Here is a 17,145-nt window from a genome sequence, read left to right on the forward strand (position 1 = left end):
AGCGCGTCCTCGACCGCACGAACCGAGGTCAGGGCATGGGTCCCCGTGCAGACACCGCAGATCCGCTCCGTGAAGGCCCAGGCGTCGCGCGGATCGCGACCGCGCAGGATGACCTCGAGCCCGCGCCACATGGTGCCGGTGCTGACCGCGTTGCGGATCACGTTGTTCTCGTCGAGATTCACCTCGCAGCGCAGGTGTCCCTCGATGCGGGTGACCGGGTCGACGACGAGGCGTCGCCCGGCGGTATCGAGCTCGAAGCCGTTGGCCGTCGTGACGCTCATGCTTGGTCATCTCCCTTCTTGTCTTGTGCGTGTTTGTAGACGCTGACGGCAGCATGGGCGGCGATGGCCGCGCCGACACCGGTGGCGACGGCGATGCCGGTGCGATCCGCATTCGCCTCGATGCCGAAGGCGTGGGTGTCGGTGACGTGCTGATAGAAGCTGCCCTTGTCCCAGAAACCGTCCTCGGAGCAGCCGATACAGCCGTGTCCGGACTGGATCGGGAAGGAGACCCCGCCGTTCCAGCGGATCGTCGAGCAGGCGTTGTAGGTGGTCGGTCCCTTGCAGCCGACCTTGTAGAGACAGTAGCCGCGGCGCGCGCCCTCGTCGTCCCAGGACTCGACGAACTGGCCGGCGTCGAAGTGCGGCCGTCGATAGCACTTGTCGTGGATGCGCTGGCCGTAGAACATCAGCGGGCGACCCTGGCGGTCGAGCTCCGGCAGCCGATCGAAGGTCAGGATATAGGTCAGAACCCCGGTCATGACCTCGGCGATCGGCGGGCAACCCGGGACCTTGATCACGGGCTTGTCGCGGATGACCTCGTGGACCGGGGTGGCACGCGTCGGGTTGGGTCGGGCTGCCTGCACACAGCCCCATGAGGCGCAGGAGCCCCAGGAGATGACGGCCTTGCAGCTGTCGGCCATCTCCAGGAGCTGCTCGACGAAGGGACGACCGCCGACAATACAGCTCATGCCGTCCTGATTGAGCGGCGGGTTGCCCTCGACCGCGAGGATGTAGTTCCCGGCGTGCTTGTGGCGCACCTCCTCCAGGATCGCCTCGGCCTGATGTCCGGCCGCCGCCATGATGAGATCGTCGTAATCCAGCGAGATCATCGAAAGGATTACGTCCGAGACCAGCGGATGCGCGGAGCGGATAAAGGACTCCGAGCAGCAGGTGCATTCGAGCCCATGCAGCCAGACGACCGGGATCCGCGGCTTGGTCTCCATCGCGTGCGCGATCTTCCCGGCGAAGGTCGGCGCGAGCCCGAGCGCGGTAGCCGTCAGGCTGCAGAACTTGAGGAAACTGCGGCGCGTGATCCCCTGGCGCCGCATGACCTCGTAATAGGTTTCGGTGGTTGGCATCTGGTTGTCTTCCCCGCTGTGCGTCGTCGGCGCCTGGATGGGGCCGGACGGTCGAGGTGAAATAAGCACACGCCGTGCCAAATGCTATTTGTATTGGGAAACATGATGTTGGGTTCAAGGGAGACCAGGGACTCAAGGTGAGCTGGCAAGCAAGTAGACGCCGGGCCGGGTTAGGTGCAAAGCTGGTTAGCAGTTCCGGTAAAGCTCCTAGGCATTCATGGCGTTTCGCGTTCGTCGCTTTTCCGCGTCGTACCGGATACAGTATTTTTTCGGATACGGTCCCGGCCTGATCCGGCATGCCCGATCACGGCAACCATTCCCTGGCCCTCCCCATTCTTTCCCCACTTTCTCGCTAGCCTGGATGTCACCTCGTCGGCCGCTTGAGCAGCCGACTCGATCCCTTCGGACTGCCTGAGCCATGACCCGAGAATCTACTGCACCCGCCGAGCCGATCGGCCTTCCAAGCGACTCGGATCGGGCCGCCCCTCCTCGCCGACGCCTGCTTCGGGTCGCGCTGATGGCCTTGGTGCTGCTCGGTCTGGCGGCCGGGACGAGCTTTTGGCTGACGAGTCGTCCGGAGAACGGGATAAGCTTTGAGACGGCCGAGGTCGAGCGCGGTGATTTGAGGATCAAGGTCACCGCGACCGGGTCGCTGCAGCCGGTCAATCAGGTGGATGTCGGCACGGAGGTGTCCGGCACGATCGTCCGGGTGGCGGTCGATTTCAACGATCGCGTGGAGACCGGCCAAGTCCTCGCCGAGTTGGACCCCGACCAGTCCCGGGCGAAGACGCGCCAGTCCGAGGCGGCTTTGGCGTTGGCGGAGGCCAGTGTGCTGGAGGCTCAGGCGACGGTGACCGAGACCGCGAATAAGCTGCGGCGTACACGGGATATGATCGAGAAGCGTCTGGCTTCGCCCGAGGAGTTGGACAGTGCGGTTGCGAACGCCGAGCGTGCGCTTGCGTCTCTTGCCGTCGCGCGGGCACAGGTCGCCCAGGCACAGGCTGAGCTCGACGCCAATCGCCGCACCCTCGAGAAGACCCTGATTCGCTCGCCCATCGACGGTATCGTCCTGCTGCGCCAGGTCGAGCCCGGACAGACGGTCGCCGCGTCGCTTCAGACCCCGGTCCTCTTCAACCTGGCCGAGAACCTGGCGCAGATGGAGCTCAAGGTGGCCATCGACGAGGCGGACGTGGGCCAGGTGGCCGTCGGCCAGTCCGCCGAGTTCGTCGTCGATGCCTATCCGGACCGCCGGTTTCCGGCGACCATCGCGCAAGTGCGTTTTGCACCCGAGACCGTGAGCGGCGTGGTGACCTATGCTGCGCTCCTGGACCTGGACAACTCGGACCTCGCACTGCGTCCGGGCATGACGGCCACGGCCGAGATCCTGGTTCAGGCATCGGATGACGTGGTCCTGGTCCCGAATGCCGCCTTGCGCTTCAATCCGCCGCAGGGCGCCGTTCCCAAACGCGGCGCATCCAACCTGCTCGGCATGCTCATGCCGCGACCGCCCGCGACGGCGAAGCGTCCCCGCGTACCCGAGGAGCGCTCGGGAAAGGATGCGCAGGCCTGGATCTCGACCGACGGGGAGCCGACACGCGTTCCGGTCGAGGTCGGGGCGAGCGACGGGATCATGACGCAGGTCCTGGACGACAGCCTGGCTCCCGGGACACGGGTGCTGGTCGACGTCGAGCGCAAGAAGCCCTAACCATGGCCGACGCGATCGACGATAATGCGAGCCCCTTGATCGAGCTCCGCCGTGTGACCAAGGTCTACGGGCGCGGCGACGCCGCCGTCCATGCCTTGGCCGGGGTCGACCTGCGCATCGAGCAGGGCGAGTTCGTCGCCGTGATGGGGCCGAGCGGATCGGGCAAATCGACCGCGATGAACATCCTGGGCTGCTTGGACACACCCACCTCCGGGTCCTACCGCTTCCGGGGCGTCGCCGTCGAAACGCTCGGTCGGGATCAACGCGCACTCTTGCGTCGTCGTGACCTGGGTTTCGTCTTCCAGGGCTTCAATCTGCTCAACCGGACCTCGGCCCTGGAGAATGTCGAGCTGCCCTTGATCTATCGGCGCACCCCGCGCGCGGAGCGCCATGCCTTAGCGCAGCGCGCTCTGGCGCTGGTCGGCCTAAACGGTCGGGAGGGACACACACCTGGCGAGCTCTCCGGCGGTCAGCAGCAGCGCGTCGCCATCGCACGTGCCATCGTCACGGACCCGCATCTGCTCCTCGCGGACGAGCCGACCGGGAACCTGGACTCGGTGCGCAGTCACGAGATCATGACCCTTTTGGACGGACTGAACCGCGATCGCGGCATTACGATCCTGATGGTCACGCACGAGCCCGAGATGGCGGCCTATGCGCATCGCGTCGTCCATTTTCTCGACGGACGCGTGGTCGACGAGAACGCATCGGAGCACAGGTCCTGATGCTCTGGAACACCCTCCTGTTGGCCCTGCGCGAGATCCGCCGAAACGTCCTGCGCTCGGTTCTGACCATGCTGGGCATCGTCATCGGCGTGGCAGCGGTCATCGTCATGGTGACCCTCGGCGACGGTGCGACACGCCAGGTCACGGCCCAGATCGAAAGCCTCGGGACCAACCTACTCATGATCACCATGGGCCAACGCATGGGGCCGGGATCCAGCTCCAACGCCCCGCCCTTCACCTTGGACGACGTGGTCGCGGTGCAGCGCGAGATCGGTGCCGCGAGTGCCGTGGCCGGCTCGGCGAGCCAGATTATGACGGCCGTCTTGGGAAACAACAACTGGTCGACCACGGTGACCGGCAGCGACAACCGCTTCTTCGCGGTGCGCAATTGGACGTTGGACGACGGGCGACTCTTCACGGATCCCGAGCTGCGCGCCGGGCGGGCGGTGTGCGTGATCGGGGCGACCGTGCGTCGGGAGCTGTTCGGGTACCAGGATCCCATCGGTCAAAAGATCCGACTCAAGCAGATCGCCTGCGAGGTGATCGGGCTCCTGGCAAGCAAAGGTCAGAGCGCTATGGGCTCGGATCAGGACGATCTGGTGGTCATGCCGCTGCGCACCTTCCAGCGGCGTGTCGCGGGGAATCAGGACGTCAACCTGATTCAGCTTTCGGTCCGGGACGGCGACTCCACCGAGCAGGTCAAATCCGACATCGAGCGGATGATGCGCGAGCGTCGCCATGTCCACCCGGCCGATCAGGACAACTTCTCGGTGCGCGACATGAAGGAGATTGCGACCATGCTGACCGGGACCACGCGGGTGCTGACGGCCCTGCTCAGCGCCGTGGCCGCGGTCAGCCTCCTGGTCGGGGGCATCGGCATCATGAACATCATGCTGGTCTCGGTCACCGAGCGCACCCGCGAGATCGGCATCCGTCTAGCCATCGGGGCGCTGGAGCGCGAGGTTTTGATGCAGTTTCTGGTGGAGGCCGTGGTCCTGTCGTCCCTGGGCGGGTTGCTCGGTATCCTGCTTGCGTTGGTCGCCTCCATTGGACTGGCGAGCCTGCTGCAGGTGCCTTTCGTGCTCAACGGCCCCATCATCCTGATCGCCTTCCTGTTCTCGGCCGCGGTGGGGGTCGTCTTCGGTTATTTTCCCGCGCGCCGAGCGGCCCGGCTGGATCCGATCGAGGCGTTGCGGCATGAGTGACCGGCCGAGCGTGCCGCGGCGTTCCCGTCTCGGCGCGGCGGCGAATGAACAGATCCAACGGCGGGAATGAGCGAAACTGATGGTTGTTGAAACCGAGCAGGTCATCGAGTGCACCAAAAAATGGATCTCCGAGGTCGTGATCGGATGTCGTATGTGTCCCTTCGCGGCAAAAGAGTTCAATCGCGGATCAATACACTATCGAGTCGAAATCGACTCCGACATGGAAGCCTGTCTTCGGGCATTTCTCGAGGAGTGCCGTCGCCTCGATGAAAACCCGTCGATCGAGACAACGCTGCTGATCCTGCCCGTTGCCTTCCCGGATTTCGACGATTATCTCGAATTGGTCGAAATGGCGGAGGCACTTCTGGATGCGGAAGGCTACGAAGGCTGCTATCAGGTCGCCGGTTTTCATCCCGAGTATCGGTTTGCAGATGCGCCCGAAAATGACCCTGCAAACTATACGAACAGATCGCTCTATCCGATGTTGCACCTGCTCCGCGAAGAGAGCATCGAACATGTGCTGGACCGATACCCTGATGCGGATGCTATCCCTGAAAGAAACATCGCATTCGCCCGCGAGAAGGGGCTTGAGTCTATGAAGGCGCTGAGGGACGCCTGTTTGTAGTTCGTTCACGGCATGACCCGACGGGAGATCCGAATGAAAAACAACGAGCAAGACAGCCTTCGCCAAGCGGTGCGCGATCGCTACGGCGCAACGGCACGAGCGGCGACGGCGGGCGAGGGGGCCGATTGCTGCGCACCGTCCTTTGCGGGCGGGTGTTGCGCGCCCGTGCCGATCCAATCGACCCTGCTCGGGTACAGCGAGGCCGAGACCGCCGCCGTACCCGAGGGTGCGAATCTCGGCTTGGGTTGCGGCAATCCCCAAGCGATCGCTGCGTTGAAGCCGGGTGAAACGGTGCTGGACCTGGGCAGCGGCGCCGGATTCGATTGTTTTCTCGCCTCCCGCCAAGTCGGCGAGACCGGTCGCGTCATCGGCGTCGACATGACACCGGAGATGCTGACCAAGGCGCGCAACAACGCCGAGGCGCACGCCGAGGCGGTCGGGCATCGCAACGTGGAGTTTCGACTCGGCGAGATCGAGAACCTGCCGCTGGCGGATGGCTCGGTCGACGTCATCATCTCGAACTGCGTCATCAACCTGTCTCCGGAAAAAGCCCGCGTCTTCGCGGAGGCATTTCGGGTGCTCAAACCGGGCGGGCGACTGGCTATCTCGGACATCGTCGCGACCGCCGAGCTGCCGGACGACCTGCGGTCGGACCTGTCGCTCTTCACCGGGTGCATGGCGGGGGCGGCCCGGATCGAGGTGCTCGAGCAGATGCTCAAGGGTGCGGGATTCGATCAGGTGAGCGTGTCGCCGAAGGACGAGAGCCGAGACTTTATTCGGGACTGGGCCCCGGGAACGCCGGTCACGGATTATCTGGTCTCGGCGAGCATCGAGGCGATCAAACCGGGCTAAACCGCGTCCGGAGCGACATGGATCGTTTTCATTGTGCGTTTGGCTTCTGAGATATCCTCGACCCCAGGGACACGCGGTTTAGAATTTAAGAGTTATTAATACCTTAAACCGCGAAGATTCCCACAGTCGTCGGTGCCGTCACGGTCAAGCCACTCCGAAAAATGACGCATACCGCAACGGGCGCGGTTTAATTGCGATCGGCGCGAGCGCGGCGAGCTCGCGCAGTCTCTTCAAAGGAGCTTGACCAAGGCCGCAAGCGCGGCAACTTGGCCCAGCATCAGCGGGACGATCCACTTCAGCAGATCGACCTTGGTGCGCTCGATGGCGGCATGGAGGTTGGCAATATCCTTCTGGACCTCGCTCCGTAACTCGGCGATGTCCTTCTGAACCTCGCCCCGTAGCTTGGCGATCTCCTTGTGCATGTCCGCACGAAGCTCGGCGATGTCTTTCTTGAGCTCGCTTCTGACCTGCTCGATTTCCTTTTGGAGACGCAGCTCGGATTCGCGGACATCCGACCGAAGGGCCACATCGCCGTCTCGCGGCCACTGTTGCTCCAAGGCATCGATGGTATCGACGATGAGGCGGAAGCGCGTCGTGTCGTCGGGCGCCTCGGTGAGGCGTTCATACAGTCTGAGGGCGAGTCCCATGCGGTGCTCCTGATGTCCAGTTCCCCTGCCGGCGCGGTTTAAAGTATTAAAAAATATTAAATTCTAAACCGCGTCTCGCTGAGATCGAGGATATCTCCGAAGCCAAGCGCACAATGAAAACGACGCATGTCGCTCTGGACGCGGTTTAGCCGCCGTCCCTCGCGGAGAGGCTTTCCGCGGGGCGGAGATTCTCGACGATGTCGAGGTTCTCGAGCTCCGTCGCACGCTCCTGCGAATAGCCCAAGGCACGATAATTCAGGATGCCGCTCGGCGAATGACATTCGACGCAGTCGCGGCCCACGGGCTGAATGCCGTGATTGACCATGAGCGAGCCCATCTGTCGCATCCACTTAGGCTCGACGTTCTCGAGCTTGCCGTCGACAAGCGGATAATCGGTCTTCCATCCGCCGCTGACACCGAAATAGGCCATGAACTCGTCCATCATGTAGAGCTTGAACGGCTCCTGGTACATGCGCTGTACGATGGGATCGCGGATCGCCTGTTTGACGGAGGCGGCCGTGTCTCCCGTCTCGTAGTAGGTCGCGTAATCGAACGGCAGGATCATGGCGCCGAACGGGCCTTGATTCCCCATGTCTTCGTACATCATGGCGTTGAAGAGCTTGAAGGGATAGATGCGGCTTTCACCGTCGTTCATCTGCGCACGTAGGTTTTGATCGAGCATCCGGCGCCGCTCCTCCACCTGCTCGGGCGTGAGCTGCGAGAGCGGGTCGGTCGCGGCTTCGATATAGGCGTCCACGTCGATATCCGGATAGGTCTTTTTCAGCTCGACCGCCTTCTCGCGCACGGCGGCAACGATTTCAGGATCATCGATCCGGGCCAGTTGCTGCATCAGCGGGTCGTATTCGGTCGAACCGTTCGGATTATTGCCCAAGGCGTTCGCGAGGAAGGTTCCGTTGCCGTTGAACCACAGGAAGGTGAAACCCTTGTTGACCTCCCCGGAGCGATAGATGTCGGTCGGTGTGAAGATGCCTTCCTCCGCATCCCAGGTCGGGTGCACCCAATCGCGGAGCACGACATTGTTGTCCTGTAGCTCCCTGATATGACAGGTCTCGCAGGCGATCCGATCCAGATGCCCGTTGAGCAATGCCTTGTGCTCGGAGCGGTTGTGCGGTGCGATGCTGTGACAGGTGACACAAGAGACCTCGACATCCGGCAGGTCGTTGGCGACAAGATCGACGCCCATCCGACCGCGCGGGATCTTGTGTCCTTCCGGGACATGACAGTCGGTGCATTGCAGACCGGCCGCGGCATGCACGTCGTCGTGCGGGCTGAAGGGGTTGCCGCGCTTGGCGCCCGTATGGAGGAGGCGCTGGTGCTTGTCGCCGAGCGCTTTTGCGGCCTCGTTGTGTAGATAGGCATCCCCGCCCATGTTGTGCTGATGGCAGTTCAGACAGTTCTTGGTCGTCGAGCGTCCCACGGTGAGAGCGGCGCGCATCGTACGATCCTGATTCCAGCGCAGTCCGACGTCATCGCGGATCACGTACCGCTGGTTCATGTCGTATTCGGTGGAATGACAGATCAAACAGTCGATGCCTTCCTTGGCGACACCGGGGACATCGCCGATCGGCATCATCTTTTCGGTCGCCGGCTGATAGTTGCCGCCGATATGGCATTGGCCGCAGCCTTCGCTGCGTAAGGCGACCTCGCCATGCGCCGATTCGGGTCGACTCTCCACCAGCGCTGCCCAGCCGGTCCAGGAGAAGCTACCGGGGATGCCGCAGGCCCGGTTGATCTTGCCGACCGGGATCGGACGGCTGCCCTCGGCGTTCACCTGGCGTCCGTCGTAGCCGTAGGTCGAGAAGCCGCCTCCGGCATCGCTCTGGAATTTGAAATGGACCGAGTTGACGATGTCGTCGAGTGTGTCGACCTCGGAGGTACGCCCGTCGTGATGCCGGACGTTGATGGTGGCGTGACACTGCAGGCAGGTCTTGGGTCCTTCGTATTGCAGGATATTCGCATCACGAAAATACTTGATATGCGTCGGCTCATGCTCGCGCATGAAGGACTGCGTGCCCATGAGCATCTCGACCTTGACCCGGCGGGCGAAGGCATTCTCGTCTTGTCCGACGATCGCCTCGGCGGCCGCGCGGCGCGCGCTCAGCGAGAGCTCGGTCGCCATCGCTTCGAGCTCGTCCTCGGTGATCGGCTGACTGTTGGCGTAGGTCAAAGGCGCGTTTGCTTTTCCCACATAAGCGTCGAAAACGATCGGATACACCACCTTGTAGAATACGAACAGGACGAGCAGTACCACCGCGGCCGCGATGAAGAGCCGACGCGCGTTCTTGGGTGTCAGCAGGGTGTTGGCATTTGCGTTCATGGTGTCTCACGCGGGGCCGGAGCCGTGGTCTCGGTACGGGGCAGGTCGGTTTCGCGATGCCAACCGGTGATCATGGCGCGGAGATTCGAAAAGACCGTATCGCCGGTGGTGATGATGTACATGTGCACCAGAAGGAATAGAGCCAGCAGATAGCTGACGACGACATGCGTCATGGCGACGACCCAAACGCTGCCGAGGCCGAAGAGGGTCTCCGGCAGATAGACCGAATACAGGAAGGCCCAGCCGCTGAGGATGAGGATCGGCATCAGGCCGTACATCACGCCCAAATAACTGAGTTGTTGAAGTGTGTTGAACTTCATGGCCTCGGTGACGTGGAATGGATGCGGCTCGAGCCGAAAGATTCCGATCATGTAGTAACGCGTTTGGGCGATCAAATCGCCAATGAGTGTGCGAAACCGGACACGATAGTGGCGCGCATTCTCGCTCCTGGCATTGGCGACCACGAAGATGATCCAAGCCATGGTCAGTAGAATGCCGGCTGTATTGTGTACCACCCGCGCAGTGGCGAAGGGCATCAGCCAATCGGCACCGGCGTAATGCATGCTGACCCCGGAGGCGATCAAAGTCAGGAACAAGAGCGCGTTTATCCAGTGCCAAAGCCGCAGCCAAACCGGATAGAGATACAGCGATTTCATCATGCCCTCCTGTTTGCCCGACGGACGAGATAGCGACCGACGCCGTGCGCAGCGAGCAGCAGGACCATCAGACCGATGATGGCCAGGCTGAGGCGGTCGAGCGCCGGGCTCTTACTCATCCCGACCACATAGGCCTCGTTGAAGACGGCTTTGGCCAGCAAACCGCGGCGAGCAATATCTTCCTCCGATCGGAACTGATAGAGCCGCGCGAGGAGCTGCGGATCGGCGGAGTGGCAGCTCACGCAATTCTTCTCGCTTTTCTCGGCGGGCAGAACTTCATGATTCGCAAAGACCGCGACGGGCGTGTGACAGTCGACACAACGAACCGACGTCCAGTGGGCGTCTCGGTTAGGCAGCCAGCCATGGCTCGTGCTCGATGGCGCGATCAGCTTCTCATGGCAAGACAGGCAGACCTCGTTGTGGTTCCGCACGATTTGGACGATTGGCTCTCCGACTGCGGCCGGGCGGAAGCGATGCGGGTCGTGACAGGAATGGCAGCTGAAGCCCTCGACCCTCGGGGAGTCCGAGACCGCGTGGACGCTGCGCTTGAACTCGGCATCGATGTCGACCCACCCTCGACTCAGGTTTTGGTTTTCGTCTTCGTGACAGCCGATACAGTCGAGATCGCCCGGAGCAGGCCGGTCCGGATGCGGGTAGCGTCGATAGCTGCGCCGATGACAGTCGATGCAGGCCAGCTCGCCGTGGACGGAGTGCGCGAGCCCCTCGCGATCGATCGACAGATCGACGATCTCGCCGTCGTCGGGATCGCGGTATCCAAGGGTCGACATGGCATGGCAGCGCAGGCAGGCGTGTCGATCCGCAGCGGCTTCGGCGAGCTCCTTGTCCACGGCGCCGCCAACCGGTTCGGCGATCGCCGCGACGGACTGGTCGACGCTCGCCCCGAGCGCGAAGAAACAGAGCCAGAGCGCAAGCGATCGGCCGAGGTGGAGGGCTCTGGCTTTTGTCGATCCGGGGCTACCTGTCGGGGCCTGGAGCGGGTTATCGGTGTGAAGCTGGGCGCCCTGTCGGGTCGCCCGGTCGCGTGAGGTGATCATGTCGCATCCTGATCGCCGTGATGAGCATGGATTCATCATGGTCTCGAGGTGAATTCTGCGCCGTTTTGGTTAAGTCCGTCATTGTCGACGATGATCTCGTATCGTCGACTCCGGCGATCCCGCCGCGGGACCTTCAGACGCAGGGTCGAGCAGGTTCGGTTTCAACCGTGGATTGTCGCTGATATTTATGGTTTATCACGGGTCTGACCCTGGGGAACCAGGTCGGGAGATCACCGCAATCGACCTCGATATTACGCGTGCTCGTCACCGGGTTCCAGCCTCCGCGCCGAGCATAGGCAGATATCGGAGAATGGACCACCACCAAATCCGCGGGACCGCGGGGACAGGAATCAGGCCGAATCGGTGCTGAGCGCGGCAAACCATACCTGCGAGCACTCGACGATGCGCGGTGACCGTCCCGAATGTATCCTCTTCCGTTCTACACCCGTTCAGCGCATCTTCCAACGAAGAGGAGTCCGGCATGACCACCAGGCACGACGGGGAGACCCGTACTCAGAACCGTCATCTCCTGGACTGGGTGACGGAATTGGCCGAGCTGTGCCAACCCGATCGCGTCTATTGGTGCGACGGCTCTCAAGAGGAGTACGACCGACTCTGCGCCGAAATGGTCGATGCCGGTACCTTCGTTCGGCTGAACCCCGAAAAGCATCCCAACAGCTTTCTCGCTCGCTCCCATCCGAGCGACGTCGCCCGTGTCGAGGACCGAACCTTCATCTGCGCGCTGCGCGAGGAAGACGCGGGTCCCACCAATAACTGGCTCGAGCCGCGCAAGGCGAAGGCCCTGCTCAAGGGTCTGTTCAAGGACTGCATGCGCGGGCGCACGCTTTACGTGATCCCCTTCAGCATGGGTCCGATCGGCTCGCCGATCGCGCATATCGGCGTGCAGATCACCGACTCGCCCTATGTGGTGGTGAATCAGCGGATCATGACCCGCATGGGCCAGCGGGTGTTGGATACCCTGGGCGATCACGGCGACTTCGTTCCCTGCGTACACTCGGTCGGTGCGCCCTTGCAACCCGGCGAGCAGGACGTGCCTTGGCCCTGTGCGAACAGCATCGAGGACAAATACATCGCCCATTTCCCCGAGACCCGCGAGATCTGGTCTTTCGGCAGTGGCTACGGGGGGAACGCACTGCTCGGCAAGAAGTGTTTCGCGCTGCGGATCGCCTCGGTGATGGCGCGCGACGAGGGTTGGCTGGCCGAGCATATGTTGGTGATGGGTGTGGAGTCGCCCGAGCATGAGAAGCGCTATGTCGCCGCAGCCTTCCCGAGCGCCTGCGGCAAGACCAACTTTGCCATGCTCATTCCCCCCAAGGGCTTCGAGGGCTGGAAGATCACCACGGTCGGCGACGACATCGCCTGGATCAAGCCCAATCCTGCCGACGGGCGCTTCTATGCGATCAACCCCGAGTACGGCCTGTTCGGGGTGGCCCCCGGCACGAACGAGGACTCCAACCCCAACGCCATGGCTGCGCTGCGCGAGAACGCCATCTTCACCAACTGCGCGCTCACCGACGACGGCGCCGTCTGGTGGGAGGGCATGACCAAGGAACCACCCGATCATCTGATCGATTGGAAGGGCGAGGACTGGACGCCGGGTTGCGGTCGGCCCGCGGCCCATCCGAACGCTCGCTTTACCGCGCCCGCCTCGGCCTGCCCCTCGATCGATCCGGAATGGGAGAACCCCAAGGGTGTGCCCATCAGTGCCTTCCTGTTCGGCGGCCGGGTCAGTCGGCATTTCCCGCTGGCCTTTCAGAGCTACAACTGGGAGCACGGGGTCTATCTGGCCGCCACCATGGGCTCGGAGGCGACCGCGGCGGCGATCGGACAGGCGGCCGTGCGGCGCGATCCCATGGCGATGCTGCCCTTCTGCGGCTACAACATGGCCGACTATTGGCGGCATTGGCTGCGGATCGGCCGGCGCTGCGTCTCCACCCCGCCGCGGATCTTCCGCGTCAACTGGTTCCGCAAGGACGAGCACGGGCGGTTCATCTGGCCTGGATTCGGCGAGAACATGCGGGTGCTTGAATGGATCGTCAAACGCTGCAGCGACAGCGGCTCGGCCGTGGAGAGTCCGATCGGCTGGATCCCGGACTACGATGCCTTCAATTGGGACGGGCTGGATTTCGAGCGCGAGCGTTTCTACTCGATTATGAACATCGAGCGCGAGGCGGCCCGACTGGAGACCCATGATCAGGAGGAGCTCTTCACGCGCTTCGGCGATCACATGCCGCGCGAGCTCGAAAGCGAGCGCGAGCTTCAGCTTGCCCGGCTCTTTCACTCCCCGGCGCTTTGGGACCTGGCCAGCACCAAGAGGTCCTGATCGGATGCCGAACCGATCCTTCGCGGGCGGTCCGTCGAGACTGTTTGCGTCCCTGTCGCCCTTGCGGCTCAAGCGATCGGTCTCGGCCGCAAGCGCCGGAAGATCGTCGGATACGGCTGCCTGCCTCGTTGCGGCTTTACCGGCCTATCAGGTCGCACTCTGGCCCGACGGTTGGGTGATCGGCCCGGGCGGCGGGGTGGCGGTGCGCGATACCCATGCGATGGCCGAGGCGCGTCGCTGGTATGTGCTTGCCGATCGTGCGGCAGGGGCGCCGCGGATGGATCGGACCATGCGTCTCTATGGCACCTTTGTTCCGCGCCCGGTTGTCGCGCTGGCCGGTCAGCGGTTTCCGTCCGAGTCCGTGGCCTCGGTGGCCTTGCAGCTTGTGGCGGGAGATTGGATCGCGCAAAGGCGTCAGCAACTTCTTGCGGCGCCAGACGAGGCGATCCGCGCGAGGTGGCTCGGCTGGACCGGTTCTCGGCACACCGCTGATCCGGGCACCGATGCGATAGCCATGTGCGTGATGGAGGTCCTGGCCGACTGTCTGCGCGAAGGGCTGATCCCGACGACGGGTAGCGACTTGAGGGTGCGTCCGGACGATGGCTTCGGGATTCGCGGCTATCGCTGTCTGATCACGGTGGACCTGGACAGCTCCGCGCGCGTGCGATTTCGCGAGGTGATTCAGACGGCCTTGGTGCCTTGGAATCGCGCCGTCGTGCGCGACTGCGCGGCGCATCCGCTGATCAAGGTCGAGGTGCGTGGTCGCAGGTGAACCGGCCGTGTTCATCGTGCGGGGCCTGCACCGACGCTGATGAACTGCGCCGCAATTGTTCACCTTACCCCTGCCTGAAGCCCCCGGAAGGCCGACGTTGTATGCCGGATGTCGCTATCGCTCGTCCGACCCGATGTCCTGAACGCGTCCCCTCGACATCGCAAGAACCGACCGAGGCCCTATCGACCTCGGCACCCGCACGCGCACGCCGAGACGCGGTTCAGCCTCAGAGCGTCTTCGCCTGCTCCGCCAGATAGATCCAAGTATCGATAACGGTATCCGGGTTGAGCGAGATGCTGGTGATCCCTTCCTTGAGCAGCCAGTCGGCGAAGTCCTTATGATCCGACGGGCCCTGGCCGCAGATGCCGACATATTTCCCTTGGGCGCGGCAGGCGGCGATCGCCATCGACAGCATCTTCTTCACCGCCGGGTCACGCTCGTCGAAGCTCTCGGCGACCAGGCTGGAGTCGCGATCCAGTCCCAACGTGAGCTGGGTCATGTCGTTGGAGCCGATCGAGAAGCCGTCGAAATATTCCAGGAACTCCTCGGCCAGCACGGCGTTGGAGGGCAGCTCGCACATCATGATGAGCCGCAGCCCGTTCTTGCCGCGCTCCAGACCCTGCTCGGCGAGTGCCTCGACGACCGCCTTGGCCTGTTTGAGTGTCCGCACGAAGGGGATCATGATCTCGACATTGGTCAGACCCATGTCGTCGCGCACGCGCTTGAGCGCCTCGCATTCGAGCTCGAAGCATGCCTTGAAGTCCGGTGCCACATAGCGCCCGGCACCCCGGAACCCGATCATGGGGTTCTCTTCCTCGGGCTCGTAGCGGGTCCCGCCGACCAGGTTGGCGTATTCGTTGGACTTGAAGTCCGACATGCGCACGATGACGGTGTTGGGAGCGAAGGCCGCAGCCAGGGTCGAGATGCCCTCGGCGAGCTTGGCGATGTAGAACTCGCGCGGGCTCGCATAGGCGGCGATACGCGGTGCGATTTGGCCCTTGAGATCCGCCGGAAGCTGGTCGAATTCGAGCAGCGCCTTGGGGTGGATCCCGATCATGTTGTTGATGATGAACTCCAGCCGCGCCAGACCGATACCGGCATTCGGTGTGGCCGCGAAGGCGAAGGCGCGATCCGGATTGCCGACGTTCATCATGATCTTGACCGGGATCTCGGGCATGGCCGAGAGCTCGACGGTCTTGTAGTCGAACGCCAGCTTGCCGTCGTAGATGAGACCCGTGTCGCCCTCGGCGCAGCTGACGGTGACGAGCTGGCCGTCCTTCACCACATCGGTCGCGTCGTTGCATCCGACCACGGCCGGCACGCCCAGCTCGCGGGCGATGATGGCGGCGTGACAGGTGCGCCCGCCGCGGTTGGTGACGATGGCCGCCGCGCGTTTCATCACCGGCTCCCAATCGGGGTCGGTCATGTCGGTGATGAGGACGTCGCCGGCCTCGACGCGGTGCATGTCGGCGATGCTCGAGACGATCTTGGCCGCGCCGGCGCCGATGCGGCTGCCGATACTGCGCCCGGTCGTGAGCACCGGCCCCTTTTCGCGCAGCACGTAGCGTTCGATCACGTTGCCCGAGCGGCTCTGCACCGTCTCGGGACGCGCCTGCACGACATAGAGCTTGCCGTCGTTGCCGTCTTTCGCCCATTCGATGTCCATCGGGCGGCCGTAGTGCTGCTCGATCAGCACGGCCTGGCGCGCGAGCTGTTCGATCTCGGCATCGGTGATGCTGAACAGCAGGCGATCGGCCTCCGGGACGTCCTCGGTGCGCACCGGGCTCTTGGTGCCCGCCGCACCCTCGTAGACCATGCGGATCGCCTTGTCGCCGACGCTGCGGCGCAGGATGGCGGGACGGCCGGCGGCGAGCGTCGGTTTGTGGACGTAGAACTCGTCCGGGTTGACCGCGCCCTGCACGACCATCTCGCCGAGCCCGTAGCTCGAGGTGATGAAGACGGCGTCGCGAAAACCCGATTCCGTGTCCAGCGTGAACATGACGCCGGAGGCGGCGAGATCGCTGCGCACCATGCGCTGGATGCCGGCCGAGAGGGCGACATTGCGGTGCTCGAAGCCCTGATGCACGCGGTAGGAGATGGCCCGGTCATTGAACAGGGAGGCGAAGACCTCCTTGATCCGGTGCTTGATGTTGTCCAGACCCTCGACGTTGAGGAAGGTCTCCTGCTGGCCGGCGAAGGAGGCGTCGGGCAGATCCTCGGCAGTCGCCGAGGAGCGCACGGCCCAGGAGACCGCTGCGGTGCCGGCCTCGGCGGTCAGGCGGGCGAAGGCGTCGTCGATCGCCGCTTCCAGCGCTGACGGAAAGGGCTGCTCCATCACCCAGCCGCGGATGCGCGGACCGGCTTGGGAGAGCGCCGTGACGTCGTCGACGTCCAGCTCGTCGAGGACCGTTTGGATGCGCTCGTCCAGTCCGTCTTTGGCGAGAAACTCGCGGTAGGCGTCGGCGGTCGTTGCGAATCCGCCCGGCACCTGAACGCCCACGTCGGTGAGGTTTTGGATCATCTCGCCGAGCGACGCGTTCTTGCCGCCGACGACGGGGACGTCGTCCATTCCGAGCTCGCTCAGCCAGCGGACATAGTCGGTCATCTTGATCGTTCTCCAATTGCGGGGATGTCGGGCGGGACCGGGCGGAACCGACCGGAACCGATCGGAACTGGGGCGGTGCCGTTGTGCCGCAGGTGCGCGACGGTCGGGTCGGGCGACGCATCTGATCGGACAGCGCACCGAGGCGCGCGACGAGTTCCGTAAGCGCTCCGACTTAACGCGGCAATATAACCTACTTCGAAAATGGTCGCCTTCGGTCTAAGTTAATCTTGAGCATTGAGGAACAGGCGATCGGTCG

General features: G+C 63.5%; 14 protein-coding genes. 7 read left to right on the forward strand and 7 right to left on the reverse strand.

Translation table 11 applies throughout. From position 1 onward, the window contains the following. Positions 1-281, reverse strand: a 281-nt coding sequence (locus GPT33_RS05540) for a nickel-dependent hydrogenase large subunit (RefSeq protein WP_296806327.1), incomplete at its 3' end; no start/stop codon positions are given. Then, positions 278-1,360 (reverse strand): hydrogenase small subunit, encoded by a 1,083-nt coding sequence (locus GPT33_RS05545; protein ID WP_296806328.1) that lies wholly within the window; start codon positions 1,358-1,360, stop codon positions 278-280. The genes GPT33_RS05540 and GPT33_RS05545, both read right to left, overlap by 4 nt. A 418-nt stretch (positions 1,361-1,778) precedes the next feature. On the opposite strand from GPT33_RS05545, the gene GPT33_RS05550 reads away from it, so the two are divergent. The 5 genes from GPT33_RS05550 (at position 1,779) to GPT33_RS05570 (ending at position 6,472) form a co-directional block, all read left to right on the forward strand. Then, complete coding sequence (locus GPT33_RS05550) at positions 1,779-3,065, forward strand: efflux RND transporter periplasmic adaptor subunit (RefSeq protein ID WP_296806329.1); 1,287 nt, start codon at positions 1,779-1,781, stop codon at positions 3,063-3,065. 2 nt (positions 3,066-3,067) lie between these two features. Continuing rightward, entirely contained in the window at positions 3,068-3,790 is a 723-nt protein-coding gene (locus GPT33_RS05555; RefSeq protein WP_296806330.1) for an ABC transporter ATP-binding protein, read from the forward strand. Further along, positions 3,790-4,995, forward strand: coding sequence for an ABC transporter permease (locus GPT33_RS05560; RefSeq protein WP_296806331.1), 1,206 nt, complete (start codon positions 3,790-3,792; stop codon positions 4,993-4,995). Before GPT33_RS05555 ends, GPT33_RS05560 begins: the two co-directional genes overlap by 1 nt. A 79-nt stretch (positions 4,996-5,074) precedes the next feature. Continuing rightward, the gene (locus GPT33_RS05565) at positions 5,075-5,620 is read left to right on the forward strand and encodes a DUF1415 domain-containing protein (protein WP_296806332.1); all 546 of its coding nucleotides are present in this window, start codon (positions 5,075-5,077) and stop codon (positions 5,618-5,620) included. 33 nt (positions 5,621-5,653) lie between these two features. After that, complete coding sequence (locus GPT33_RS05570; RefSeq protein WP_296806333.1) at positions 5,654-6,472, forward strand: arsenite methyltransferase; 819 nt, start codon at positions 5,654-5,656, stop codon at positions 6,470-6,472. 230 nt (positions 6,473-6,702) lie between these two features. Here the strand turns inward: GPT33_RS05570 and GPT33_RS05575 are convergent, their stop codons facing one another. The 4 genes from GPT33_RS05575 to GPT33_RS05590 all read right to left on the reverse strand — a co-directional run bounded on the left by GPT33_RS05575 (position 6,703) and on the right by GPT33_RS05590 (position 11,168). Continuing rightward, entirely contained in the window at positions 6,703-7,119 is a 417-nt protein-coding gene (locus tag GPT33_RS05575; protein WP_296806334.1) for a coiled-coil domain-containing protein, read from the reverse strand. Between the two features lie 145 nt (positions 7,120-7,264). Then, positions 7,265-9,457 (reverse strand): nitrite reductase, encoded by a 2,193-nt coding sequence (locus GPT33_RS05580; protein WP_296806335.1) that lies wholly within the window; start codon positions 9,455-9,457, stop codon positions 7,265-7,267. Further along, the gene (locus GPT33_RS05585; RefSeq protein WP_296806351.1) at positions 9,454-10,113 is read right to left on the reverse strand and encodes a cytochrome b/b6 domain-containing protein; all 660 of its coding nucleotides are present in this window, start codon (positions 10,111-10,113) and stop codon (positions 9,454-9,456) included. The genes GPT33_RS05580 and GPT33_RS05585 overlap by 4 nt, the downstream gene beginning before the upstream one ends. Continuing rightward, positions 10,113-11,168, reverse strand: a complete 1,056-nt coding sequence (locus tag GPT33_RS05590) for a cytochrome c3 family protein (protein ID WP_296806336.1) — start codon at positions 11,166-11,168, stop codon at positions 10,113-10,115. The genes GPT33_RS05585 and GPT33_RS05590 overlap by 1 nt, the downstream gene beginning before the upstream one ends. A gap of 481 nt (positions 11,169-11,649) precedes the next feature. Between GPT33_RS05590 and GPT33_RS05595 the strand changes: the two genes are divergently transcribed. Both GPT33_RS05595 and GPT33_RS05600 read left to right on the forward strand, forming a co-directional pair. Then, positions 11,650-13,512, forward strand: a complete 1,863-nt coding sequence (locus tag GPT33_RS05595) for a phosphoenolpyruvate carboxykinase (GTP) (protein ID WP_296806337.1) — start codon at positions 11,650-11,652, stop codon at positions 13,510-13,512. Positions 13,513-13,516: 4 nt separating this feature from the next. Continuing rightward, positions 13,517-14,284: a hypothetical protein gene (locus tag GPT33_RS05600; RefSeq protein WP_296806338.1), complete on the forward strand. Its 768-nt coding sequence runs from the start codon at positions 13,517-13,519 to the stop codon at positions 14,282-14,284. Between the two features lie 226 nt (positions 14,285-14,510). Here GPT33_RS05600 and ppsA read toward each other — a convergent pair whose 3' ends face one another. Beyond that, a complete protein-coding gene (gene ppsA, locus GPT33_RS05605; RefSeq protein WP_296806339.1) occupies positions 14,511-16,889 on the reverse strand; it encodes a phosphoenolpyruvate synthase in 2,379 nt (792 codons plus the stop codon). Positions 16,890-17,145: the final 256 nt, after the last annotated feature.

The organism is Thiocapsa sp., assembly GCF_011390875.1.
Classification (GTDB): Bacteria; Pseudomonadota; Gammaproteobacteria; order Chromatiales; family Chromatiaceae; genus Thiocapsa.